Source organism: Nocardioides sp. Soil805 (assembly GCF_001429625.1).
GTDB lineage: Bacteria > Actinomycetota > Actinomycetes > Propionibacteriales > Nocardioidaceae > Nocardioides.
Window position 1 is genome coordinate 234449 of record NZ_LMSU01000003.1, and the last position, 23418, is coordinate 257866.

15 protein-coding genes are annotated in these 23418 nt (G+C 72.4%); 10 read left to right on the top strand and 5 right to left on the bottom strand.

The genetic code is table 11. From position 1 onward, the window contains the following. Positions 1–185: 185 nt before the first annotated feature. Positions 186–797, top strand: coding sequence for a hypothetical protein (locus ASG94_RS16070; RefSeq protein WP_056927489.1), 612 nt, complete (start codon positions 186–188; stop codon positions 795–797). A gap of 40 nt (positions 798–837) precedes the next feature. Here the strand turns inward: ASG94_RS16070 and ASG94_RS16075 are convergent, their stop codons facing one another. Further along, complete coding sequence (locus ASG94_RS16075) at positions 838–1098, bottom strand: hypothetical protein (RefSeq protein ID WP_056927490.1); 261 nt, start codon at positions 1096–1098, stop codon at positions 838–840. 219 nt (positions 1099–1317) lie between these two features. Here ASG94_RS16075 and dapA point away from each other — a divergent pair, with 219 nt between their 5' ends. From dapA to ASG94_RS16090, 3 genes are read left to right on the top strand one after another with little or no spacing between them, the layout of a single operon-like run. Next, positions 1318–2208: a 4-hydroxy-tetrahydrodipicolinate synthase gene (dapA, locus tag ASG94_RS16080; protein WP_056927491.1), complete on the top strand. Its 891-nt coding sequence runs from the start codon at positions 1318–1320 to the stop codon at positions 2206–2208. 8 nt (positions 2209–2216) lie between these two features. After that, positions 2217–3908, top strand: a complete 1692-nt coding sequence (locus ASG94_RS16085) for a ribonuclease J (RefSeq protein ID WP_056927492.1) — start codon at positions 2217–2219, stop codon at positions 3906–3908. Positions 3909–3932: 24 nt separating this feature from the next. Then, positions 3933–5711, top strand: coding sequence for a sensor histidine kinase (locus ASG94_RS16090; protein ID WP_056927493.1), 1779 nt, complete (start codon positions 3933–3935; stop codon positions 5709–5711). Here the strand turns inward: ASG94_RS16090 and cydD are convergent. The 3 genes from cydD to ASG94_RS16105 are packed head-to-tail and all read right to left on the bottom strand — an operon-like array spanning position 5671 to position 11505. Further along, positions 5671–9027 carry a thiol reductant ABC exporter subunit CydD gene (gene cydD / locus ASG94_RS16095; RefSeq protein WP_056927494.1) on the bottom strand — a complete coding sequence of 1119 codons (3357 nt, stop codon included), beginning with the start codon at positions 9025–9027 and terminating at the stop codon, positions 5671–5673. The two genes, ASG94_RS16090 and cydD, sit on opposite strands and share 41 nt — an antisense overlap. Positions 9028–9029: 2 nt before the next feature. Next, positions 9030–10049 (bottom strand): cytochrome d ubiquinol oxidase subunit II, encoded by a 1020-nt coding sequence (cydB, locus tag ASG94_RS16100; RefSeq protein WP_056927495.1) that lies wholly within the window; start codon positions 10047–10049, stop codon positions 9030–9032. A 13-nt stretch (positions 10050–10062) separates the two neighbouring features. Beyond that, positions 10063–11505, bottom strand: coding sequence for a cytochrome ubiquinol oxidase subunit I (locus tag ASG94_RS16105; RefSeq protein WP_056927496.1), 1443 nt, complete (start codon positions 11503–11505; stop codon positions 10063–10065). A gap of 159 nt (positions 11506–11664) precedes the next feature. Between ASG94_RS16105 and ASG94_RS16110 the strand changes: the two genes are divergently transcribed. Both ASG94_RS16110 and ASG94_RS16115 read left to right on the top strand, forming a co-directional pair. Then, positions 11665–12018 (top strand): BlaI/MecI/CopY family transcriptional regulator, encoded by a 354-nt coding sequence (locus tag ASG94_RS16110; protein ID WP_327152783.1) that lies wholly within the window; start codon positions 11665–11667, stop codon positions 12016–12018. Positions 12019–12028: 10 nt separating this feature from the next. Next, positions 12029–12910 (top strand): M56 family metallopeptidase, encoded by an 882-nt coding sequence (locus ASG94_RS16115; protein WP_056927498.1) that lies wholly within the window; start codon positions 12029–12031, stop codon positions 12908–12910. Between the two features lie 86 nt (positions 12911–12996). On the opposite strand, the gene ASG94_RS16120 is transcribed toward ASG94_RS16115, so the two are convergent. Continuing rightward, positions 12997–16332 (bottom strand): M4 family metallopeptidase, encoded by a 3336-nt coding sequence (locus tag ASG94_RS16120; RefSeq protein ID WP_056927499.1) that lies wholly within the window; start codon positions 16330–16332, stop codon positions 12997–12999. A 338-nt stretch (positions 16333–16670) separates the two neighbouring features. Here ASG94_RS16120 and ASG94_RS16125 point away from each other — a divergent pair, with 338 nt between their 5' ends. From ASG94_RS16125 to pgsA, 4 genes are all read left to right on the top strand, one after another. Further along, entirely contained in the window at positions 16671–19334 is a 2664-nt protein-coding gene (locus ASG94_RS16125) for an FtsK/SpoIIIE family DNA translocase (RefSeq protein WP_082624261.1), read from the top strand. Further along, on the top strand, positions 19334–21193 hold the full coding sequence (locus ASG94_RS22215; RefSeq protein WP_056927501.1) for a helix-turn-helix domain-containing protein: 1860 nt from the start codon (positions 19334–19336) through the stop codon (positions 21191–21193). The genes ASG94_RS16125 and ASG94_RS22215 overlap by 1 nt, the downstream gene beginning before the upstream one ends. An 81-nt stretch (positions 21194–21274) precedes the next feature. Continuing rightward, positions 21275–22759 (top strand): 30S ribosomal protein S12 methylthiotransferase RimO, encoded by a 1485-nt coding sequence (gene rimO / locus ASG94_RS16135; protein ID WP_056927502.1) that lies wholly within the window; start codon positions 21275–21277, stop codon positions 22757–22759. Continuing rightward, positions 22756–23394, top strand: coding sequence for a CDP-diacylglycerol--glycerol-3-phosphate 3-phosphatidyltransferase (pgsA, locus tag ASG94_RS16140; RefSeq protein ID WP_056927503.1), 639 nt, complete (start codon positions 22756–22758; stop codon positions 23392–23394). The genes rimO and pgsA overlap by 4 nt, the downstream gene beginning before the upstream one ends. The last annotated feature ends 24 nt before the right edge of the window (positions 23395–23418 follow it).

Sequence of the window (23418 nt, forward strand, 5' to 3'; positions counted from 1 at the left end):
ATCGGTGGAACGCTCGGGCCGACGAGCGGGCGAGCTACTCGTCAGGCGAGCGCGCCGCGTCCATGGCCGGCCCGGCCCCTCCGTCCGGACACGGGACGACGTGAGCATCGGCGTCCCCTCGGGCCGGACGCAGCCACCTCGGGATCCCGGCACGCCTTCGCGCACGGCCCGGCTATCGTCGCCGCGTGCCCGATCACCAACGCATCCTCGTGGTCAGCACCACGGCGAGCGAGGCGGAGCTGCGGGGCATCCGTGGCGACCTGGGCCGCGACCCCGTGGTCCTCACTGCGCCGACCGCCGAGGCCAAGCGAGTGGTGCACGTCCTCGAGGTCGAGCCCCGGGTGGAGATGCTCCTGGCGCAGGTGAGCTACCCCGACGCCGGCCGCGGTCACCGCCTGGACGAGCTGGTGAGGCGCCACGCCCTGCGCGACCGGTTCCGCGACCTCGTGGTGGTGACGGACCCGGCGACCGCGACGTTGCTCCTCCGCGTCCTGGCCCCCGACCAGCTGCCGAACGGGGGTGCGGTGACGGTGGTGGGGCTCGCACGCGGGAGTCGCCCGGTCGCCGTACGACGTGCGCTCGCGGTCGGTCTCGTGCTGGGTGCGGCGGCAGGTGTGGCGGAGCCGCGCGCGGCGATCGCTGCGCTGCCGGGCTCGGTGGCACTGGCCGGGCTCGCCCTGCTGCTCGTGCTGCCCTGGCGACACCTGGGTCGCGAGCTCCTGCTCGCGTCGGCCGTCGCCGGTGCGGTGGTCCTCGCCGTCGTCGCGGGCACGGCCCGCTTTCCCGGCAGCTGGTGACCACCGGTCGGCACGCGACGCGCGCGTGCGCCGAGCGAGGTCAGGAGTAGCGGTGGCTCTTGGCCGCGTGCCCGGCCTCGCGGGTGCACGTGCGACCGCTCATGTTGCGGTGCCCGCACAGGGCCTCGTCGGTGGCCGGGGGCGCGTCGGTCGACCCGGTCGCCTCAGAAGGGCGAGGCGCGGCGGGGGCCACGGGCGCGGCCTTCCTGGTCGGCGCGGAACCCGCGGTCGACGACGCACGCTTGGCGTTGGCGGCGAACTTGGCCTCACGCATCGCGCGGAGGTTGTCCATCTTGCTCATCGGGAGATCACGTCACGACCATAGGCGTCGGCTCCGACAACGGTGGTGGGGACACCCCCAGGGCGTTCGTCGTGTCCGCCACACCGGGCGCGAGACCAGGCACGAGACCGGGCACGAGACCGGGCACGACACCGGGCACGAGACGAGCGACCTGACGAGGGGAGTGACGAGGGAGTGGCGAGGGACGGGAGGGGGTCACCTTCGCGGTAGCCTGACCCCATGACCTCCGCAGCACCGTTCGGGCGCCTGTTGACCGCGATGGCGACGGCGTTCACCGACGACGGGGAGGTCGACCTGGAGGCCACGGCCGCGATCGCCGTCCACCTCCTCGACCACGGTCACGACGGCGTCGTCGTCAGCGGCACCACCGGCGAGTCGCCGACCACCACGGTGGCCGAGGACGGCCGGATCCTGCAGGCGGTCAAAGACGCGGTCGGCGACCGCGGCACCGTGGTCGCCGGGGTCGGGACCAACGCGACCGCCCACTCCGTCGAGCTGGCCGAGCAGGCCGCGAAGATCGGCGTCGACGGCGTCCTGCTCGTGACGCCCTACTACAACAAGCCAAGCCAGGCCGGGGTGCTCCAGCACTTCCGCACGGTCGCCGGCGTCAGCGACCTCCCGGTGATGCTCTACGACGTGCCGCCGCGCACGGTCACCACGATCGCCCTCGAGACGTACGCCGCCCTGCGCGACCTGCCGCACGTCGTCGCCGTCAAGGACGCCACCGGCGACCTGCCCCGCACCGTCCGGCTGCGGGAGCTCGGGTACGCCGTCTACTCGGGCGACGACTCCAACACCCTCGGCTACCTCGCGCACGGCGGGTGCGGCCTGGTCAGCGTGGTCGGCCACGTCGCCGGCGACGAGCTGAAGCGGATGATCGACGACTTCCTCGCGGGCGACCTCGACGCCGCCCGCACGACGTACGCCCGGCTCATGCCGGCCTTCGACGCCGTCATGGGCGTCCCCAACTACGGAGCAACGACCGCCAAGGCTGCCCTGCAGCTGCTCGGCGTGCTGGACAACCGCAACGTGCGCGGACCGCTCGTTGCGCTCGACGACGACGAGGTCGCGGCACTGCGTGCCGGGCTGGTCGCGTCCGAACTGATCTGAGGAGACCCTTGAGCCACCCCCATCCCGAGCTGACCACCCCTGCGCCGCTGGCCGAAGGCGCACTGCGCGTCATCCCGCTCGGCGGCCTCGGCGAGGTCGGCCGCAACATGACCGTCTTCGAGTACGCCGACCGGCTGCTCATCGTCGACTGCGGCGTCCTGTTCCCCGAGGACCACCACCCCGGCGTCGACCTGATCCTTCCCGACTTCGACTCGATCCGGGACCGCCTCGACAAGGTCGAGGCCCTGGTCCTGACCCACGGTCACGAGGACCACATCGGCGCCACGCCGTACCTCCTGCGCGAGCGCGGCGACATCCCGCTCGTGGGCTCCGAGCTGACCCTGGCCCTGCTGGGCTCCAAGCTGCGCGAGCACCGTCTCAAGGAGACCGTGCACCACGTGGTGAAGGAGGGGGAGACCATCACGTTCGGGCCGTTCGTGCTCGAGTTCGTGGCGGTCAACCACTCCATCCCCGACGCGCTCGCGGTGGTCATCCGCACCGGTGCCGGCGTGGTGCTGCACACCGGCGACTTCAAGATGGACCAGCTGCCGCTGGACGGCCGGATCACCGACCTCAACGAGTTCGCCCGCCTCGGCGACGAGGGCGTCGACCTGTTCATGACCGACTCGACCAACGCCGAGGTCCCGGGGTTCACGACGTCCGAGAAGGACATCGCCCCCATCCTCGACCGGGTGTTCCACAAGTCGGCGCAGCGCATCATCGTGGCCTGCTTCGCCTCGCACGTGCACCGCGTCCAGCAGGTCATCGACGCGGCGGTCGCCAACAACCGCAAGATCGCCTACGTCGGTCGCTCGATGGTCCGCAACATGGCCATCGCCAAGGACCTCGGCTACCTCCACGTGCCCGCCGGCGTGCTGGTCGACGCCAAGGAGCTCGCGGACCTGCCCCCCGAGCGCCAGGTGCTGATCTCCACCGGCTCGCAGGGTGAGCCGCTCAGCGCGCTGAGCCGCATCGCCCAGCGCAGCCACGCCTTCGTCCACCTCGAGGAGGGCGACACTGTCGTCCTGGCCAGCTCGCTGATCCCCGGCAACGAGAACGCCGTCTACCGCGTCATCAACGGCCTGTCCCGCTGGGGCGCCAACGTCGTGCACAAGGGCAACGCGCTGGTCCACGTCAGCGGCCACGCGAGCGCCGGCGAGCTCCTCTACTGCTACAACATCGTCAAGCCCCGCAACGTGCTGCCCATCCACGGCGAGATCCGCCACATGCGCGCCAACGCCGACCTGGCCGTGGCCACCGGCGTGCCGCGCGAGCGGGTCGTGATGGCCGAGGACGGCGTGGTCGTCGACCTCGTCGACGGCGTCGCGAAGATCGCCGGCAAGGTCGACTGCGGCTACGTCTTCGTCGACGGCACCACGATCGGCGACGTCTCCGAGACGTCCATGAAGGACCGCCGCATCCTCGGCGAGGAGGGCTTCATCTCGGTCATCGTCGTCGTCGACTCGGTGACCGGCAAGGTCGCCGGCGGGCCGGAGATCCACGCCCGCGGCTTCGCCGAGGACGACTCGATCTTCGACGCCATCAAGCCGGGCATCATCGACGCGATCGACAAGGCGGTCGCCGACGGGATGGTGGACTCCTACCAGCTGCAGCAGACCGTACGTCGCGTCGTCGGCCGGTGGGTCAACAAGGCCCACCGTCGCCGTCCGATGATCATCCCGGTCGTCCTCGAGGCCTGAGCGGTGTCCACGGGGGCTCAACAGGTGCCGGAGGAGTCGGCGCCCGCGCCCGCGCTCCAGCGGCTCTCCGAGCTCGTCCGACGGGTCAACTCCTCCACCGACACCGCGGACGTCCTCGAGGAGATCGTCCACGGCGTCTGTGAGGTCCTCGGCTACGGCGTGGCGGCCATCGCCCGTCTCGAGGGCGACACGCTGGTGATGACCGCGGTGGCGGGGCCGGACGACGTACGCCGCCAGGTCCTCGGGCGCCGCACGCCGGCGTCGGAGATCCTCGACGAGTTCCGCCAGGCCGACCGCTGGGGCATCCTGCGCTTCGTCCCGCACGGACGGATGGACAACGCGCGGCTCACCAACGCCTGGATCCCCGACTACGAGCCGATCGACGACCCGATGGCCTGGCACCCGGAGGACGCGCTGTACGCGCCGCTCTACTCGGCGACCGGCAGGCTGCTGGGCAACATGGCCGTCGACCTGCCGCCCGACAGCCGCATCCCCTCGCGGCACGAGCGCGAGCTGCTGGAGATGTTCGTCGTGCAGGCGGGGCTGGCCCTGAGCAACGCCCAGCAGCGCGAGCAGCTGGCCGAGCAGGTGCGGCTGGGGTCGACGGTCAAGGAGGTGGCCCAGGCGGGCAGCCAGCCCGGGCTGGACGCGATCCTGGCCGAGGCGTGCGAGGCCGTCCACCGGGGGCTGGAGGCGACCCAGGTCTGGATGCGCTGCTACCCGGACGAGGACATGTCCAACGGGGTGGCGGCCGGCCACCCGCGGCCCAACCCGTCCGGCGCGGGCGCGGCGAGCCTGCGTGCGGACCTCTCCTCGGTGTGGCCCAACCCCGAACCGGTGGTGGTCCACCGCGGTGACGAGACCTGCGACCGACTGCCGGCCAGCCTGCCCAAGCTGCAGGAGATGATGGCCTCCGTGGGCGCCGACAGCGTCGTCGTGGTGCCGATGGGCGTGGCCCTGGAGCTGCTCGGCTACATCGTCATCGGCTTCCCCGGCACGCGGGGGCCGCTCCAGCCCGCCGAGGTCGACGCGGTCGCCGAGATCGCCCGCGAGCTCGGACGCAGCGTGCACAGCGCCCGGCTCCTGGAGACCGAGCAGCGGCTGGTGTCCGAGCTGCGCGAGCTCGACCGCTACAAGGGCGAGCTCATCACCACCATCAGCCACGAGCTCAAGACGCCCCTCACCACGATCATCGGCCACGCCGAGCTGCTCGGCGAGATCCACGAGCACCGCTCGGTGGAGGCCATCGCGCGCAACGCCGAGCGCCTCAACCGGCTCGTGCAGAACCTCCTCGACTACTCCCGTGTGCAGGACCGCCTCGCCTCGGTGCGGGTGGACATCGACCTCGTGGAGGTCTGTCGCGCTGCCATCGACCTGGCGGGCATGCTCGCCGACACGGGCCGGGTGACGGTCGAGATGACGGCCTGCTGCGAGCCGGTGACGGTCCAGGGGGACCCCGAGGAGCTCTCCCTCGTCGTCGACAACCTGGTCAACAACGCCGTCAAGTACACGCGCCCGGGCGGGACCGTGCGGGTCGAGGTCGAGTGCGACCCCACGTGGCTGCGGATCGCGGTCCACGACTCCGGGCTGGGCATCTCCGAGGCCGACCAGGTGCACCTCTTCTCGGCGTTCCACCGCTCGAGCAACCCCGAGGCCCTCTCCATCCCCGGCACCGGGCTGGGGCTGGCGATCTCGCGCCGCATCGTGGAGTCCCACGGAGGCCGGATCGAGGTCGAGTCCGTCCTGGGGCGGGGGAGCACCTTCACGCTGGCACTGCCACGCGTCCATCCTGCGGTGGCCTGACCCCGGTCCCGTCGGCCCCGTCCAGCTCGAGGGCCGCGTCGACCCGGTCGAGGCCGACCGTGCCGTGGGTGATCCACACGAGCGCACGGTCGGATCGGTCCGTCATCAGGACCCCGGCGACCTCCTCGGCCGTCGCCCTGTCGAGGTGGGCGGTCGGCTCGTCGAGCACCAGCACCGCCGGGTCGGCCAGCAGCGCACGAGCCACGCCGATCCTGGCCCGCTCGCCACCCGACACCGCGAGTCCGGCGCTGCCCACGAGGGTGTGCATGCCCTCGGGCAGGGACTCCACCCACGCCCCCAGCCGGGCCCGGGTGAGCGCCTCGGCCACCTCCTCGTCGCCGGCCCCGGGCCGGGCGAGGCGCACGTTCTCGCAGATGCTGGAGGCGAAGACGTGCGGGTCGTCCCCGACGAGCAGGACCTCGCGTCGTACGTCGTCGAGCGTGGCGTCGCGCACGTCCACCGCACCGAGCCGCACGCTGCCCGCGACCGGGTCGAGGTGTCGCGCCAGCAGGGAGGCCAGCGTCGACTTGCCGCTGCCGGAGGGACCGCGGACCGCGACCCGCTTGCCGGGGCGCACCGTCAGGTCGAGGTCGCGCAGGCACGGCTCGGCGCCCCACCCCGCGCTCACGCCCGTGAGGGACAGCGGGACCGGGACGTCCGGCACCGGGACGGGCCGGTCCGGGTCCGTGACGAGCGGGGGAAGGGTGGCCAGCCGGTCGAGCCGCGCCCGCGCCGCATCCGTGCGCACCGAGAGCGCGCCGGCGTCGGCCAGGGCCGCCAGGACCTCGCCGAGCGCCACCGGGAGGAGCAGCAGGAGGGCCAGGGTGGCCGGCGGCACCGCCCCGACGGGGACGGCCGCTGCGACGGCGACCACGGCCACGCCGGTGGCCACGCGGACGACGGCGTGGCCGGTCGAGACGGCCCGCACCGAGCGGCGTACGGCGCGCGCCAGGGCCGCGCCCTCGGCGTCGACGGCGCCCAGGGCATCGGTCGACGCCTGCCACTGGCGGAGCTCGTCGCGGGCCGCCACGACCTCCTCGGTCAGCGCGGAGACCCGCGCGCGGTGGCGCAGGTGCGTGGGCTCGGCCACCCGGGCGCCGCGCCGCCCCCACAGCCCGGCGAGCACCCCGACGCCCACCAGCGCGGCCACGACGAGTCCGGCTGGAGGTGCCCACCACCAGGCCAGCGCGGCGGCCAGCAGGCCGACGGACAACGCGGTGACCACCGGTTGGCGCACCCGCAGCCGGGCGTCGAGCAGCGAGTCGACGTCGTCGACCACCGAGGCCAGCAGGTCGCCGCGACGCGGTCCCGCGACCCGGAGGGCGCCGGGCACCAGCGGCACCAGCGCGGCGTACACGGCCGTCCGGTGCCGCGCGAGCTCGTGCAGCGCGACGTCGTGCGAGAGCAGCCGCTCGGCGTGCCGCAGCACCGGCCGGGCGATGCCGAAGGTCCGCACGCCGACGATGGCCACCATCAGCACGAGCACCGGGGGATGGGCGCTGGCCCGGGTGATCAGCCACGCGGCGGTGGCCGTCAACGCCACGCCGGCCGCGGTGGACAGCACGCCGAGCAGGGTCGCGAGCGGACCGGCCCAGGCGGGCGGGGGCGCCACCACGTCGGGCTCGGGCGGAGTCGGGCGGGCAGCGGGTGCGTGCACGGCGACCGCGGGCGCGGCCGGCAGGGCCGCGGCGGTGCGCGGGTGCAGGTCGACGACCACGTCGGCCGCGGCCAGCACCGCCGGCCGGTGGGCGACCACCACGACCAGGGACTGCTCGGCCAGGGCCTGTACGGCCTCCAGCAGGACCCGCTCGGTGGCGCCGTCGAGGTGGGCGCTCGGCTCGTCGAGGAGGACCACGGGACGCTCGGCCAGCAGCACCCGCGTCATCGCCAGCCGGGCGCGCTGCCCGGCGGAGAGGCCGGCGCCGTCCTCGCCGAGCACCCGGTCGAGCCCGTCCGGGTGGGCGGCCACGACGTCGGTCATCTCGAGCTCGGCCAGCGCACTCCACAGCTGAGCATCGGTCGCCGCCGGGGCGCCGAGGAGGAGGTTGTCCCGGAGGGTGCCCGTGCTCAGCCACGGGCGCTGGGGCAGCCAGGAGACCTGCCGGCGCCACCAGCCCGGGTCGACGTCGGCCAGGTCGACGCCGCCGACCAGCACCCGTCCGGCGTACGGCGCGAGCTCGCCGCGCAGGGTCTGGAGCAGCGTCGACTTGCCGCACCCGCTCGGGCCCGCGACGGCCACCAGGCCGCGCGCGGGCAGGGCGAGCTCCAGCGGCTCGGTCAGGGCCTGCGAGGAGCCGGGGTGGCCGGGAGCGAGGCCGGCGAGGTGCACGCGCACCGAGTCGGGGACCCGGGTGCCGGGGCTGCCGTCCTCCAGGGCGGCCAGCGCGTGCGTCGCCCCGGTGAGGGCGGCGGTGCCCTCGGCAGCCGCGTGGAACTCCGCGCCGACGCGGCGCAGCGGCCAGTAGGCCTCGGGCGCGAGCAGCAGCACGACGAGGGCAGTCTGGAAGCCGATGCCCGCGTCGGCCAGCCGCAGGCCGACGCACACCGCGACCAGCGCCACGGAGAGGGTGGCGACCAGCTCGAGCACGCTCGAGGAGGCGAAGGCCAGCCGCAGCGTGTCCACCGTCGCCCGGCGGTAGCGCTCGGTGACCGCGCCGATCCGGGCGACCTGGGCCTCGGCCCGGCGGTGCGCCACCAGCGTGGGCAGTCCGCGCACCACGTCCAGGAAGTGACCCGACAGCACGCCCAGCTCACGCCACTGCAGGGCGGCACGGTCGCGGGTCGTCATCCCCACCAGGGCCGCGAAGACCGGCACCAGCGGGAGGGTCAGCAGCACGATGAGGCCCGAGAGCCAGTCGAGCCACCAGATCGCGGCGACCGTGAGTGGGGGCAGCACGGCGGCGAGCACGAGGGCCGGCAGGTAACGGGTGACGTAGGGCTCGACGCTGGTGGCCCCCCGGGTCGCCAGCAGCACCAGGGCGTCCGGCTCGGGTGCGGCCCGGCCGGGCCGGGCGACGGCCGCGGCCAGCAGCCGGCGCCGCAGGGTGCTCGACACCCGCGCGGCGGCCCGCGCCGAGGCCAGGTCGCCCAGGTGCTCGACCAGGGCCCGCAGCGTGACCACCACGAGGAGGGCCAGCGCCGCTGCGTGCCAGCCGGTGCCCCCCGGATCGGTCACGAGTCGCACGACCAGGGCCCCGATCGCCCACGCCTGCGCCAGGGTCAGCACGCCCCCGGCGACCCCCGCGCCCACCACCACGGCCAGCGACCGACGGGCGGGCAGCAGGTGGGGGAGCACCTGCGGGTCCAGCGGTCGCATCGTCAGTGGCTCGCCGTCGCGGCCGGTGCGGTCGGGATGTGGTGGACCGCGATCCGCTTGCGGAAGACCCAGTAGGTCCAGCCCTGGTAGAGCAGCACGATCGGGGTGAAGATCACCGCCACCCAGGTCATGACCTCCAGCGTGTACGACGTCGCGGCGGCGTTGGTGGTCGTCAGCGAGTACGCCGCGTCCGTGGACGACGGCATCACGTCGGGGAAGAGTCCGACGAAGAGGCCGGCCACCGCGAGCCCGATGGTGACGAAGGTGCCGAGGAACGCCCAGCCCTCCCGGCCGGCACGAGCGGCGACGAGGCCGCCCACCTGGGCGAGCGCGGCCGCGACGAACAGGACCGCCGAGACGGCCGTGCCGGTCTTGACCTGCGTCCACACGAGGAAGACGACGGCCAGGACCGCCGCCCCGGCGCCGATGCGCACGGCGAGGTCACGGGCCCGGTGGCGGATGTCGCCGTCGGTCTTGAGGGCCACGAACATCGCGCCGTGGGTCGCGAAGAGGGTCAGCGTGACCAGCCCGCCGAGCAGGCCGAACGGGTTGAGCAGGGTGAAGAGGTTGCCGGTGAACTCCTTGTCGGCGTCGATCGGCACCCCGGCGACGATGTTGGCGAAGGCCACGCCCCACAGGAAGGCCGGCACCACCGACCCGATGATCAGGGCGAGGTCCCAGCGGGCCCGCCACCGGTCCTCGTCCCGCTTGGCGCGGTACTCGAACGCGAGCCCGCGCACGATCAGGCCGACGAGGATCAGCAGCAGAGGGAGGTAGAAGCCGCTGAAGAGGGTGGCGTACCACTCCGGGAACGCGGCGAAGGTGGCGCCGCCCGCGACCAGCACCCACACCTCGTTGCCGTCCCACACGGGGCCGACGGAGTTGTACATGACCCGGCGCTCGGTGTCGTTGCGGGCGAGCACGGGCAGCAGCATCCCGACGCCGAAGTCGAAGCCCTCGAGGCAGAAGTAGCCGATCCACAGGACGGCGATGAGGCCGAACCAGACGGTGGTGAGTTCCATGTCGATCCTTGTCTCAGTAGGCGAAGGCCATCGGGGCGTCGTCGTCGTGCCCGCCGACGGGCACGTCCGGGGGCTCGACGAAGGGGTCCGCGCCCCTGCGGACGTACTTCACGAGCAGGCCCAGCTCGACGACGGCCAGCACGGCGTACAGCAGGGTGAGCACGATGAGGGACGTGGCGGCCTCAAAGGTGCTGACGCTGGGGGACACGGCGTTCTCGGTGGTCATCAGCCCGAAGACCACCCAGGGCTGTCGACCCATCTCGGTGAAGATCCAGCCGAACGAGTTGGCGGCCACCGCCAGCACGGGCAGGCCCACGGCCAGCCAGGGGAACCAGCGGGCGCCCGGCACGCGACCGCGGCGGGTCAGCCACAGCACCAGTGCCGCACCCGCGGCCGCCGCCATGCCGAGCCCGATCATGAACCGGAAGGACCAGTAGGTGATCGGCACGACGGGCACGTAGTCACCGGCCGAGTAGTAGGCGGCGCCCGGGTCCTGCCCGTACGTCGCGAGGTACTCCTCGCGCAGCTCGTCGATGCCCCTGACCTCGCCGTCGAAGGACCCGGTGCCGAGGAAGCTCAGCAGGCCCGGGATCTTGATGGCGAACTTCTCCTCGGTCCCGTCCGGGGTGCCGATGGTGAAGACGGAGAACGACGCGGGCTGCTCGGTCTGGAAGAGCCCCTCGGCGGCAGCCATCTTCATCGGCTGCACCTCGGTCATGATCTTGCCCTGGACGTCGCCGGAGATCGCGACGCCGAGCCCGGCGAGCAGGGTGACGGTGGCGCCGATGCGTACGGCGCGCCGGTACAGGCCGCGGTCGGCCTCGTGTCCGCGGCGGACGTAGAGCCAGCCGGCGACGCCCACGACGAAGGCACCCGCGGTGAGGTAGGCGGAGGCGATCACGTGGGGGAAGGTCACCAGCTGGACCTTGTTGAACATCACCGCCCAGAAGTCGGTGAGCTCGGCCCGTCCGGTCTCGGGGTTGTAGGTGTGCCCGACCGGGTGCTGCATCCAGGAGTTGGCGGCCAGGATGAACCACGAGGAGAAGAGCGTGCCGATGTGGACGATCCACATGCACGACGCGTGCAGGGCGCGGGGGAGCTTGTCCCAGCCGAAGATCCACAACCCGAGGAACGTCGACTCGAGGAAGAACGCGAGCAGGCCCTCGATGGCGAGCGGTGCGCCGAAGACGTCGCCGACGAAGCGCGAGTAGTCGGACCAGTTCATCCCGAACTGGAACTCCTGCACGATGCCGGTGACGACGCCGATGGCGAAGTTGATGAGCATCAGCTTGCCGAAGAACTTGGTGAGGCGCAGGTAGTCCTCGTTGCGGGTGCGCACCCACGCGGTCTCGAAGCCGGCGACCATCGCGGTCAGCCCGATCGTGAGCGGGACGAACATGAAGTGGTAGACGGTGATGATGCCGAACTGCCAGCGTGCGATGTCGAGGACGTCCATGTACCTGCTCCCGGGCTGAGACCACTGTGTAGAACCGTCGTGTGTAGAACCGTCGATGAGTCGGCGAAGACCTACTACTCATCGTAGTAGATACTACGCCGTGTCGTACTTCCGGGCACAGGGCACCTAGACTCCGCAGGTATGGGTCCAAGGTCCCGGATGGGTGAGCTCGAGCAGGCGGTCATGAACACGCTGTGGGGGCTCGACGACGAGCAGTGGGCGACCGTGCGCGAGGTGCACGAGTCGCTCTCCGACCGTCGCCTGGCGTACACGACGGTGATGACGGTCATGGACCGGCTGGCCCGCAAGGAGTACGTCGAGCAGCAGCGCGAGGGACGTGCGTACCGCTACCGGCCGCGGGTGAGCCGCGCCGACCTGACCGCCGAGCTGATGCGCGAGACGCTGTCCGACATGGCGGCCGAGGAGCGTGGCTCGGCGCTCGTGTCCTTCGTCGCCGACGCCGACGAGGCGGACATCGCGGCCCTGCGCCGCGCCCTCGGCGAGCTGGCCTGACCGCTCCGCCGTGCTGACACCCCTGGTCCTGGGCGCCCTGGCGCTGGTGCTGGCCAGCCCGCTGCCCCGGGTCCTGTCCCGTTCCGAGCGGCTGCGGCACACGCCGGTGGCGGCGATGCTGCTGTGGCAGAGCACCGCCCTGGCCGCGGTGCTGGCCGCGCTCGGTGCCGGCCTGTCGCTGGTCACCCACCGGCTCTGGGAGGGCGAGGTCGGCGTGCTCGACGTCCTGTTGGCCGCGCTGGCCGGGGGAGTGACGGTCGTGGTGCTCGGCCGGCTGCTGCTGAGCGGCCACCGCACCGGGACCACGCTGCGCCGGCTGCGCCGCCGGCACCGCGAGCAGGTGGACCTCCTGGCCCGCGTGGACCACGACATCCTCCAGCAGGGCATCCTCGTGCTCGACCACGAGGTGCCGGTCGCCTACTGCGTGCCGGGGATGTCCGGCTCGCGGATCGTGGTGTCCCGCTCGACCCTGACGCGTCTCGCCCCGGCCGAGCTCGCGGCCGTGGTGGCGCACGAGCGCTCGCACCTCCGGGCGCGCCACGACCTGGTGCTGGAGGCCTTCACCGTGCTGCACCGCGCGTTCCCGAGGTGGGTCTCGAGCGGCGCCGCCCACCACGAGGTGCAGGTGCTCGTCGAGGTCCTCGCCGACCGGGCCGCCGTACGCCGTGGCGACCGGCGTGCGCTGGCCGCGGCGCTGCTCGCCCTGGCCGGGTCGCGGGCTCCGGGCGGCGCGCTCGCTGCCGTCGGGACCGGGCTGGCCGAGCGGGTCGCGGTGCTCGTGGACACCCGGTCGCACCGGGTCCAGTCGGCGCTGGTCTCGCTGTCCGCGCTCGCGCTGCTGGCCCTGCCCAGCGCCCTGGTCGTGCTGCCCTGGCTCGCCGGGCTGCGCTGAGGGACCGCGGCCCGACAACGGCAACGGGGCCCCGGTGGATCACTCCACCGGGGCCCCGTCGTGTCGTTCGTCAGGAACTGCTCAGGTCAGCGCTTGACGCGGAACTTCAGCTTGTCCCTGCTGCCCTCGACCGCCGAGGAACCCTTGTAGATCGCGACGAGCTTGTGCTTGCCGACCTTCAGGTCCTTGCGGATCTTGTAGACCATGCGCCCGTCGTCGACGAGACGCTTGCCGAGCCACTTGCCGTCGAGCTTGAGCACGACCTTGCCGGTCACGTCCGAGTCGTCGGACGCGGCGACCTTGACGATGGCCTTGAAGTTCTCCTTGAGGGAGGGCTTCAGCGGCTTGAGCTTGGCCTGGGTCGAGGACGTCGGCTTCGGAGCCGGCGCGGCCTTGACCGTGACCGTGACGTTGGCCGACCCGGGGGCGAAGCCGCCGCCACCGAGGTACTTCGCGGTCATCACGTGGGTCCCGACCGGAAGGTCGGCCGGCAGGGCCAGGGAGACCTGACCGCCGTTCAGCGTGCCGGTGGCGATCTTCGTGCCGTCGGCCTTGACCAGGTCCACCGTGCCGGCCGGGGCCGTGCCGGTCGAGCCGTCGCGAGCGACGGTGACGTTGACCTTGGAGGCGTTGCCGGCCGTCGAGGGCTCCGGGACGTGCACGGCAGTCACCTTGGTGGCGCTGTCGTCGCAGGCCTGGACCTTGACGTTGTCGACGTACCAACCGTCGACGCCGCCGCAGCCGTCGCGACCCAGGTCGAACCGGATCTTGACGCTGTCGCCCGCCTTGACGCCGGCCTTGGAGAGGTCGACGTGGCTGGTGCCCCACGAGCCGAAGACGGAACCGGGGTTGGTGCCGCTGAAGGCGGCCTCGCCGGCCATCGGGTTGGTGTTGCCGCCGGCGGCGGTCTCCAGGGTGGCGTTGTAGCCGTTGAAGACGTAGGCCGAGTCGGCGATCAGGGCGAACGGACCGCCGTTGACCGACACCTTGACGTTGCCACCGTCGTAGCCGGCCTCGGTCGCCATGTAGTGGTCGAACGAGAGGCGCGGAGCCTTGGACGAGGCCGGGACGGGGATCGCCGGGCTGACGATCGAGTCGCGACCCGAGATGTCGCCGGCGTCGCCGGCGCAGTTGCCGTCACCCGGGTCCGGACCGAAGGCGACGCCGCCGGGGTGGTTGCCCGGAGCGTCGGTCGAGGCTGCCCACGGGCGGCCGGTGGCCCCCGCGAAGACGACCTCCTGGTCAGCAGTCCAGGCCGCGATGCCGGCCTCGAAGTCGTCCGAGAACAGCGTCTTGGTCGACTGGCCCTCGCCACAGGTGAACGTGGGCTCCCCGGTGGTGGCCAGGATCGGCTCCCAGCCGCACTCCTCGGTCGGGTCCATGCGGAGCTCCACGGCCGCGATGGCCTTGGTGACCTGCTGGCAGTCGGCCGCAGTGATGCGGTCGGCCAGCTCGACGGTCCCGCCGATCTCCAGGTTGAGCGCGGCGATCGGCTTGTTGACCAGCGCCGAGCAGGCGGCCTCGAGGGAGTCCGCGTGGTCGACGAAGTCCGACGTCTCGGTCAGGTACTCGTTCTGGGCCTTGAAGTAGATGTTCGCAGCCTTGTCGAGACCGATGCCCGCAACGGTCTGTCCGTTGAAGGTGCCACCGTCGACCAGCAGGGCGTAGCCGTGGTTGGGCACCGCGGAGTTGCCGTGGACGCCGCCGTTGTCGTCGGCGGTGCAGTGGTACTCGGCGTCGGACACCTTGCCCGGGTCGCCGTAGCAGGTCGGGTTCCACATGTCGCGGATGGCGCCACCGAAGGCGGTCGACTGCTCGCCGATCAGCCAGCGGTGCGAGTCGGTCTTCGGGTTGGTCTCGACGTCCTTGACCGTCATGTTGACCGTGCCGGCCGACTTGATCTTGGTGCCGTCGGCGTCGGTGACCATGAGGCCGTAGAGGTTCGACTCGGCCGCGATGGAGCCCAGCGGGCGCCCCGGGGCGTTGCCGACGACGATGCCGGTGGCACCGGCGGCCTCGGCGTTGTCGATCTTGTCGACGAAGGCACAGGTGCCCCGGTCGACGTAGGCCCACTTGCCGGCCACGGCACCCGCGTTGGTGAAGGGGGTGCACCCGTCGTTGACGGTCGGGCCCGCGTCGTTGGCCGCGTCGAGCGCGACGACGACGTCGGCGGTGGTGCCGGCGGCGTCGAAGACCGGACCGAACGAGGCAGCGACCGCACCGGCGCACGGGCCGGCGACGGCGGCCGGCGAGTTGATCGTCGCGCCGATGGCACCACGGGTGTACTTGGAGCACTGGCCGTCGACGCGCGGAGCGTCGACCTCGCCGGCGTCCTCACGCCCGTTGAGCTGGTCGAGGGTCTCGCCCCAGACGTCGGAGTACGCCTCGTTGAGCGCACCGGACTGCCACTGGTAGATCAGGCCGGAGTTGTACTCGGTGTAGGCGTGGCCCCACTCGTGCGAGACGACGTCGTCGCTGTAGACGCCCGCGCAGTAGCTCGTGTAGGCGCCGTTCCAGGAGGCGTTGGGGCAGGAGTCCGGACGGTTGTGCAGCGTGATCATCGTGCTGCCCGCGTCGTCGTAGGAGTCCACGCCGAACGTGTTGAAGAACAGCGAGTAGGACTCGCCGGTCGAGTTCACGAGGTTCTGCTGGTCCTGGTCGAGCGTTCCCGGGAACGGGTCGCCCTCGAACCAGACCGGGGAGGGAGTGCCGCCCTCGCCCGTCGCCGGGTCGTAGTCGGTGGTGAACAGGGCGCGGTCCAGCGCCTCGTGCACGTCCGAGTAGCGGTTGACGGGCTTGAGGGTGCTGGCGTCGAGGAAGACGTGGTCGCGGATGTTGCCGCCCTTGCCGTCCTTGGTGACGTTGGTGACCTCGACCTGGTAGACGAGGACGGCCTTGCCCGCGTCGCCCTTGACGGCGCCCTGGCGGTAGACCATCAGCTCGTTGGACGCGGCGCGCAGGCCGCTGACGTCCACGTCGTCGCCGCTCTCGCTGGTCGGCGGGTGGGCCTTGACCGTGGCGACGGCCCGCTCGGCAGCGGCGCTCGCGCTGCGACCGGGCGTGACGCTCAGGTCCAGGTCGGGTGCGGCGAAGCCGCTGACCGAGGTGAGGTCGCCGTCGCGGTCGACGTTGGCCTTGAGGGTGCCGCCGAAGACGGGCACGCCCTGGTAGGACTGCTTGTAGACGACGGTCCACCCGAACTTGTTGGCGATGACGGCGCTCTCGTCGAGCTCGCCGGCACGGGCACCGAAGTTGGGCGCGTACTTCGCGAGGTACGCGTCGGTCTTGGCCGCCGCGGTGTCCGCGGAGTCGGCTGCGCGGCCCGGCATCAGGTCACCGTCGCCCTTGACGCGGATGAAGCCGACCTTGCCGGTCGCGCTCTCACCGCTGACGGCGACGTCGGTGTCCGCCTGCGCCGTCATGGCCCTCAGGCCGTTGTCGCCAGCACCAGCTGCTGGCAGTGCCTGCGCCCCCATCGTGGGGAGGGCGGCGAGGCCGGCCCCCACGACTGCGAGTGCAAGCCCTCTGTTGAGGAGCTTCACGAATTTTCCTCCGATTGTTCCGGTCGCCACCCGGAACGACCTGCCCCGAGTGATCTGGGCCACCATACGAACGCTGGCGTGACACCGGTAGACCCTTGAGCAGGTTTCTCGTAACACTCGTGTTTCGGTTTCGTCCCGGACGGGTCGGGGCGCGACACGCGACCCGATTGGCCCGTGTGATCCGTGGGGCTGGTGTGACTCTCCCGTAGGGTCGCGGCATGGCGACCCGTACGTCTTCCCCGCCGGGGTCGCGGAGCTCGAGCACGTCCGGTTCCACCAAGTCGCGAGGCAGCTCGCGCGGTGGGACCTCGTCCTCGAACACCCGATCCCGGAGTACCAGCAAGAGCCCGGCCTCCCGCACGAGCAAGGGCGGTTCCCGCACGCCCGCTCGCGGCGGCTCGCGTCGTCCCGCAGCTCGTCCGGCACCCCGTGCCGTGCGCAACGGACCCGGTCCGGTCGCCCGCGGCTTCGGGGGCGTCGGCCGTGCCGTCGCCTCCGTCTGGCTGGGCATCGCCCACGCCCTCGGTGCCGTCGCCCGCTCGATCGGGCAGTCGGCGCGCGACCTCGAGCCCGAGCACCGTCGTGACGGCGCCGGGCTGTTCCTCATCGGCCTGGCCATGGCCGTCGCCGCCGCCGTCTGGTGGCAGCTGCCCGGCGGGGTCATGGACTTCATGCGCTCCATGACCTCCGGCGCGGTCGGCAAGGTCGGCTGGCTGGTCCCGCTGTTCCTCGTGTACGCCGGGTGGCGCACCCTGCGCGACCCCGAGCGCAACGGCCCGGCCGGTCGCCAGGTCATCGGCTGGTCCGCCTTCGCCCTGGGGATCCTCGGCATCGTCCACATCGCCAACGGCAACCCGCAGCCCGAGCTCGGCGACGCCACCTCGCTCCAGCAGGCCGGGGGAGCGGTGGGCTTCGTGACCTCGAGCCTGCTGCTCGACCTCTTCCGCACGCCGTACGTCGTGGTGCCGATGCTGGCGCTGCTCGCGTTCTTCGGCGTCCTCATCATCACCGCCACGCCGGTCTACCAGATCCCGGTCCGCCTGGCCGCGGCCCGCGACCGCGTCCTGGGCCGCACCGCGCCCGAGGGTACCGTCGCCGGCGAGCTCGAGGCACCGACCACGCCGATGCGCACCCGCCGTCGCGGGATGCTCGACGAGATCGACCCCGAGGCCGGCGACCCGGCGTACGACTCCCCGGTCCTGGAGGACCGCGAGGTCAAGCGCCGGCGCCGCAAGAAGGACGTCGAGAGCGGCACCGACGCCGGCATCGACCTCTTCGCGGACGCGCCGACCGAGACCACCCCCGCCGTGCCCGACCTGTCCGGCCCCGCCGTCCCCGACGCGACCGGCGAGGTCGAGCCGCCCCCGCACACCCCGCTGCCCCAGCGCGTCGAGCAGCTCGCGCTGTCCGGCGACATCACCTACTCGCTGCCCGGCAACGAGGTCCTCAAGCCCGGCTCGGTGCACAAGGCCCGCTCGAAGGCCAGCGACGCCGTGGTCGAGCGGCTCATGCAGGTGATGGACGAGTTCGGCATCGACGCCACCGTCACCGGCTACACCCGTGGCCCGACGGTGACCCGCTACGAGGTCGAGCTCGGCCCGGCCGTCAAGGTCGAGAAGGTCACCGCGCTCTCCAAGAACATTGCCTACGCCGTCGCCTCGGCCGACGTGCGGATCCTCAGCCCGATCCCCGGCAAGTCCGCGATCGGCATCGAGATCCCCAACGTCGACAAGGAGATCGTCTCCCTCGGTGACGTGCTCCGGTCCAACACCGCCCGCTCCGACCACCACCCGATGGTCGCCGGGCTCGGCAAGGACGTGGAGGGCGGCTTCGTCGTCGCCAACATGGCCAAGATGCCGCACCTGCTCGTCGCCGGCGCCACCGGCTCGGGCAAGTCGTCGTTCATCAACTCGCTCATCACCTCGATCCTGATGCGCTCCACGCCCGACGAGGTCCGGATGATCATGGTCGACCCCAAGCGGGTCGAGCTCAACGCCTACGAGGGCGTGCCGCACCTGATCACCCCGATCATCACCAACCCCAAGAAGGCCGCCGAGGCGCTGGCGTGGGTCGTGCGCGAGATGGACATGCGCTACGACGACCTGGCCAACTTCGGCTTCCGTCACATCGACGACTTCAACAAGGCGGTCCGCGCCGGCAAGGTCGAGGTGCCCGCGGGCAGTGAGCGCACGCTGACGCCGTACCCCTACCTGCTCGTCATCGTCGACGAGCTGGCCGACCTGATGATGGTCTCGCCGCGCGACGTCGAGGACTCGGTCGTGCGCATCACCCAGCTCGCCCGCGCGGCCGGCATCCACCTGGTGCTCGCCACGCAGCGGCCCTCGGTCGACGTCGTCACCGGCCTCATCAAGGCCAACGTGCCGTCGCGGCTCGCGTTCGCGACCAGCTCGCTCGGCGACAGCCGGGTCATCCTCGACCAGCCGGGCGCCGAGAAGCTCGTGGGCCAGGGTGACGGCCTGTTCCTGCCGATGGGTGCCAGCAAGCCGGTGCGCGTCCAGGGCTCCTGGGTCACCGAGGCCGAGATCCACCAGGTCGTCAAGCACTGCAAGGACCAGCTCGAGCCGACGTACGTCGAGGACGTCACCGCACCGGCCGCCGCCAAGCGGGAGCTCGACGACGACATCGGCGACGACATGGAGCTCGTGGTGCAGGCCATCGAGCTCGTGGTCTCCACCCAGTTCGGCTCGACGTCGATGCTCCAGCGCAAGCTGCGCGTCGGCTTCGCCAAGGCCGGACGACTGATGGACATCCTCGAGAGCCGCGGCGTCGTGGGCCCGAGCGAGGGTTCGAAGGCTCGCGACGTGCTCGTGAAGCCGGACGAGATCGACGCCGTCATTGCCACGATCGAGGGGAGCGCGTGATGGGTGCTGCTGAGCTGTACGACGCCGAGGGGACCGACGAGGGAGCCACGGGGACGACCACCGGGGGCACCGAGTCCCTGTCGGTGGCGCCCGACGCGGTCGAGGTGCGCCGCAACGGGGCGCTCGCCGCCGCCGTGGGCGCGGTCGCCGCCGCGATCGCCATCGCCTACCTCGCCCGTGCCACCCAGACCGGTGCCGCACTCGACTGGGTGCTCGCCGTCGTGCTCGGGGTCTTCTCCGCGGGCTGGCTGCGTGCCTTCGTGGACGCCCGCACCCCGCTGCTGGTGGCCGACGCGCAGGGCGTGCGGATCCGCTTGGGCCGCACCTGGCGCGGCCTGCCCTGGAGCGCCGTGCACCACGTGGAGCACAGCCCCCGCCACGGTCTGCTGCGCGACGGCCGCCTCGTGGTCGTCGCGCACAACGAGGAGCTCGTCCTCGACGACCTCGACTCGCGCGGGCGGCGCCAGGCCGGGCTCGCCCGACGCCTGTACGGCGCGCCGCTGGCCGTCCCGCTCGGCCTCGCGACCCGCGTGCTCGGTGGCGGCGACGACCTGACCGCCGCGCTCGACCGGGTGGCCATGCGCTCCACCGAGGTCATCGTCCTCGACGCCTCCGCCCCGGACGAGGCCCCCGGGACCACTGAGACGCCTGACACGCTCGGGACGGACGAGGTCGAGCCCGACCACGCGACCGAGTCGACGGACGGGGCGGTCCACGAGTCGGTCGGGACCGACGACTCCGTGCCGCGCGTCCGCGACCCGCGTCCGCGCCTGGCCGCCGGCATCGCTCGCCTGTCCGCGCTCGTCCCGAGCCGCCCCGAGCGCTCGGAGCAGGCGGAGGACCCCACCCACGACGACGCTCTCGCGGACGAGGTGTCCGACGAGGACGCAGACGACACGACCGTCGTGGCCAGCGCCACCCCGTCGCCCCTGCGCGAGGCCACCAGCGCCCGTCGTTCCGAGGTCCGGCGCGACGTGGTCGACGACCTCGACGAGACGACCTCGGGTCGCGAGCTGCGCCGCCCCGGCAGCGTCAGCCTCGTGGAGGACACCCAGCTCTGGGGTGATCGCGTGCGTCCCATCGCCCGCCAGGGCGAGGTCGTGGAGCCGCTGGTCATCGACGAGTTCGCCACCCAGCCGGCCGCCGACCCCGTGGTCGGACCGGAGCTGGCAGCGGCTCGCACCCGGCTCGGGCTGACCGTCGACCAGCTGGCCGACCGCACGCGCATCCGCCCGCACGTGATCGAGTCGATCGAGGTCGACGACTTCGCACCGTGCGGCGGCGACTTCTACGCCCGCGGCCACCTGCGCACCCTGGCCCGGGTCCTCGGCATCGACGTGACCCCGCTCCTGACGTCGTACGACGAGCGCTACGCGCACGCCCCCATCAACCCTCGCCGCGTCTTCGAGGCCGAGCTGGCCACCGGGGCCAACGGCTCCATCCGCAGCACCCGCGGCGGCCCCAACTGGTCGGTCCTGGTGGCCGTGGTGATGGCGCTGGTCCTGTGCTGGTCGATCGCCCGGCTCGTGATGGACACCCCCACCGAGCTGCGCAACGCGACGCCGGTCCTCAACGGGTCCGGCGGCCCCGGTGGTGCCGGCGGTGCGCCGGCGGCCGACCCCGTCCCCGTGGTGGTCACGGCGGCGACCGGCGGCGCCCACGTGGTGGTCCGCGACGGTGCCGGCGAGATCGTCTTCAAGGGCAACATGGCGGTGGGCGACACCCGTGAGCTCGACGCGGCGCCCCCGGTGCGCGTGCAGTCCACCGACGGTGCCGTCACGGTGGCCCTCGACGGCCAGGACCCGCGGCCCGTCGGCGAGGCCGGCGTGGCCGGTCAGGGGACGTTCGTCGCCCGGTGACCCCTGTGACCGGTGCCATGGGCGCCACCAGCGGCGAGGGTTGGAGTCAGCACCCGGCGAGGCGGCATACTCACGGGTGCGATGACGACCACTCCTGCTGACACCCGCCCCGCTCCCGGCTCCCCCCTCCAGGTGGCGGTGGTGACCCTGGGCTGCGCCCGCAACGAGGTGGACTCCGAGGAGCTCGCGGGTCGCCTCGAGGCCGACGGGTTCGTGCTCGTGGCCGACCCGGAGGACGCCGACACCGTCGTGGTCAACACCTGCGGCTTCGTGGAGGCCGCCAAGAAGGACTCGGTCGACACGCTCCTCGAGGCCGCCGACCTCAAGGACTCCGGTCGCCCGCAGGCCGTCGTCGCCGTCGGCTGCCTCGCCGAGCGCTACGGCAAGGACCTCGCGGAGTCGCTCCCGGAGGCCGACGCGGTCCTCGGCTTCGACGACTACCCGGACATCGCCGCGCGTCTGCGCTCGATCGTGGCGGGGGAGACGCACCACGCGCACACCCCGTCCGACCGGCGCCGGCTGCTGCCGATCAGCCCCGTCGACCGGGACGCCTCCTCCATCTCGGTGCCCGGGCACGCCGACCACGCGACGGCGGACGTCTCCGACATCGGCGTCGGCGCGCCCGCGACCGGCCCGCGCGCCGTACGTCGTCGCCTCGACGCCGGCCCGATGGCCCCGCTCAAGCTGGCGAGCGGCTGCGACCGGCGCTGCTCCTTCTGCGCCATCCCCAGCTTCCGCGGCTCCTTCGTGAGCCGTCGGCCCAGCGACGTGCTGGCCGAGGGCCAGTGGCTGGCCACGCAGGGCGTCCGCGAGCTCTTCCTCGTCAGCGAGAACTCCACCTCCTACGGCAAGGACCTCGGCGACCTGCGACTGCTCGAGACGATGCTGCCCGAGCTCGCCGCGATCGAGGGCGTGGACCGGGTCCGGGTCTCCTACCTCCAGCCGGCCGAGACGCGACCCGGCCTGATCGAGGCGATCGCCGGCACCCCCGGCGTCGTCCCCTACTTCGACCTGTCCTTCCAGCACGCCAGCGCCTCGGTGCTGCGCCGGATGCGCCGCTTCGGGGATCCGGAGAGCTTCCTCGACCTGCTCGCCCGGATCCGCGACCTCGCGCCGCTGGCGGGGGTGCGCTCCAACGTGATCGTCGGCTTCCCCGGCGAGACGGAGGAGGACCTGCAGACGCTGTGCGACTTCCTCGAGGCCGCGCGGATGGACGTGACCGGCGTCTTCGGCTACTCCGACGAGGACGGCACCGAGGCCGAGACCTACGACGGCAAGCTCGACGAGGACGAGGTGCGCGCCCGCACCGAGCACGTCACCGCGCTCGTCGAGGAGCTCAACGCCCAGCGGGCCGAGGAGCGCGTCGGCGAGACCGTCTCGGTGCTCGTCGAGTCCGTCGAGGACGGCGTGGTCGAGGGCCGGGCCGAGCACCAGGGCCCGGAGGTCGACGGCACCACGACCGTCGAGCTCGCGGGCGACGCCCGCGTGGGCGACGTGGTGATCGCGCAGGTCGTGGCCACCGACGGGGTGGACCTCATCGGTCGGGCGACGGGAGCACGGGCATGAGCGACACCGACCGGCAGGTCTCCAACTGGAACGTGCCCAACGCGCTGACCACCCTGCGCATCGTCATGGTGCCGTTCTTCGGCTGGGCGCTGCTCCACGACGGCGGCGACTCGACCTTGTGGCGCTGGGTGGCCTTCGCGATCTTCGCGGTGGCGATGATCACCGACAAGATCGACGGCGACATCGCCCGCAAGCACGATCTGGTCACCGACTTCGGCAAGATCGCCGATCCGATCGCCGACAAGGCCATCACGGGCATGGCGTTCATCGGGCTGTCGATGGTCGGGGACATCTGGTGGTGGGTGACGATCGTCGTCCTGCTGCGTGAGTGGAGCGTGACCGCGCTGCGGCTCTCGGTGCTCAAGGACGTGGTGCTCGCGGCGTCGCAGAGCGGCAAGATCAAGACCACGCTCCAGGGCGTCGCCCTCGCCGGCCTGCTGCTGCCCCTGCCGCACGGCGACGCGCACGGCGGGGCCTTCGACGCGTGGGGCGTCCCCGGTGAGGTGCTCTTCTACGCCTTCCAGGTGGTGCTCGCCGGCGCGGTGGCGATGACGATGTGGTCCGGCTACGAGTTCTTCCGCGACGTCGCGCGGGCACGTCGTACGACGTCCGCTCCTGCAACGCCCGAACGGTAACCAGACGTTCACGTGTCACAGCCC

Excerpts from the sequence above, each read along its gene's own strand:
- ASG94_RS16075 (WP_056927490.1), bottom strand. The coding sequence starts at position 1,098 with ATGAGCAAGATGGACAACCTCCGCGCGATGCGTGAGGCCAAGTTCGCC.
- pgsA (WP_056927503.1), top strand. The coding sequence starts at position 22,756 with ATGAGCGACACCGACCGGCAGGTCTCCAACTGGAACGTGCCCAACGCG.
- ASG94_RS22215 (WP_056927501.1), top strand. The coding sequence starts at position 19,334 with ATGGGTGCTGCTGAGCTGTACGACGCCGAGGGGACCGACGAGGGAGCC.
- dapA (WP_056927491.1), top strand. The coding sequence starts at position 1,318 with ATGACCTCCGCAGCACCGTTCGGGCGCCTGTTGACCGCGATGGCGACG.
- ASG94_RS16120 (WP_056927499.1), bottom strand. The coding sequence starts at position 16,332 with ATGACGGCGCAGGCGGACACCGACGTCGCCGTCAGCGGTGAGAGCGCG.
- ASG94_RS16105 (WP_056927496.1), bottom strand. The coding sequence starts at position 11,505 with ATGGACGTCCTCGACATCGCACGCTGGCAGTTCGGCATCATCACCGTC.
- rimO (WP_056927502.1), top strand. The coding sequence starts at position 21,275 with ATGACGACCACTCCTGCTGACACCCGCCCCGCTCCCGGCTCCCCCCTC.
- cydB (WP_056927495.1), bottom strand. The coding sequence starts at position 10,049 with ATGGAACTCACCACCGTCTGGTTCGGCCTCATCGCCGTCCTGTGGATC.
- cydD (WP_056927494.1), bottom strand. The coding sequence starts at position 9,027 with ATGCGACCGCTGGACCCGCAGGTGCTCCCCCACCTGCTGCCCGCCCGT.
- ASG94_RS16125 (WP_082624261.1), top strand. The coding sequence starts at position 16,671 with ATGGCGACCCGTACGTCTTCCCCGCCGGGGTCGCGGAGCTCGAGCACG.
- ASG94_RS16110 (WP_327152783.1), top strand. The coding sequence starts at position 11,665 with ATGGGTGAGCTCGAGCAGGCGGTCATGAACACGCTGTGGGGGCTCGAC.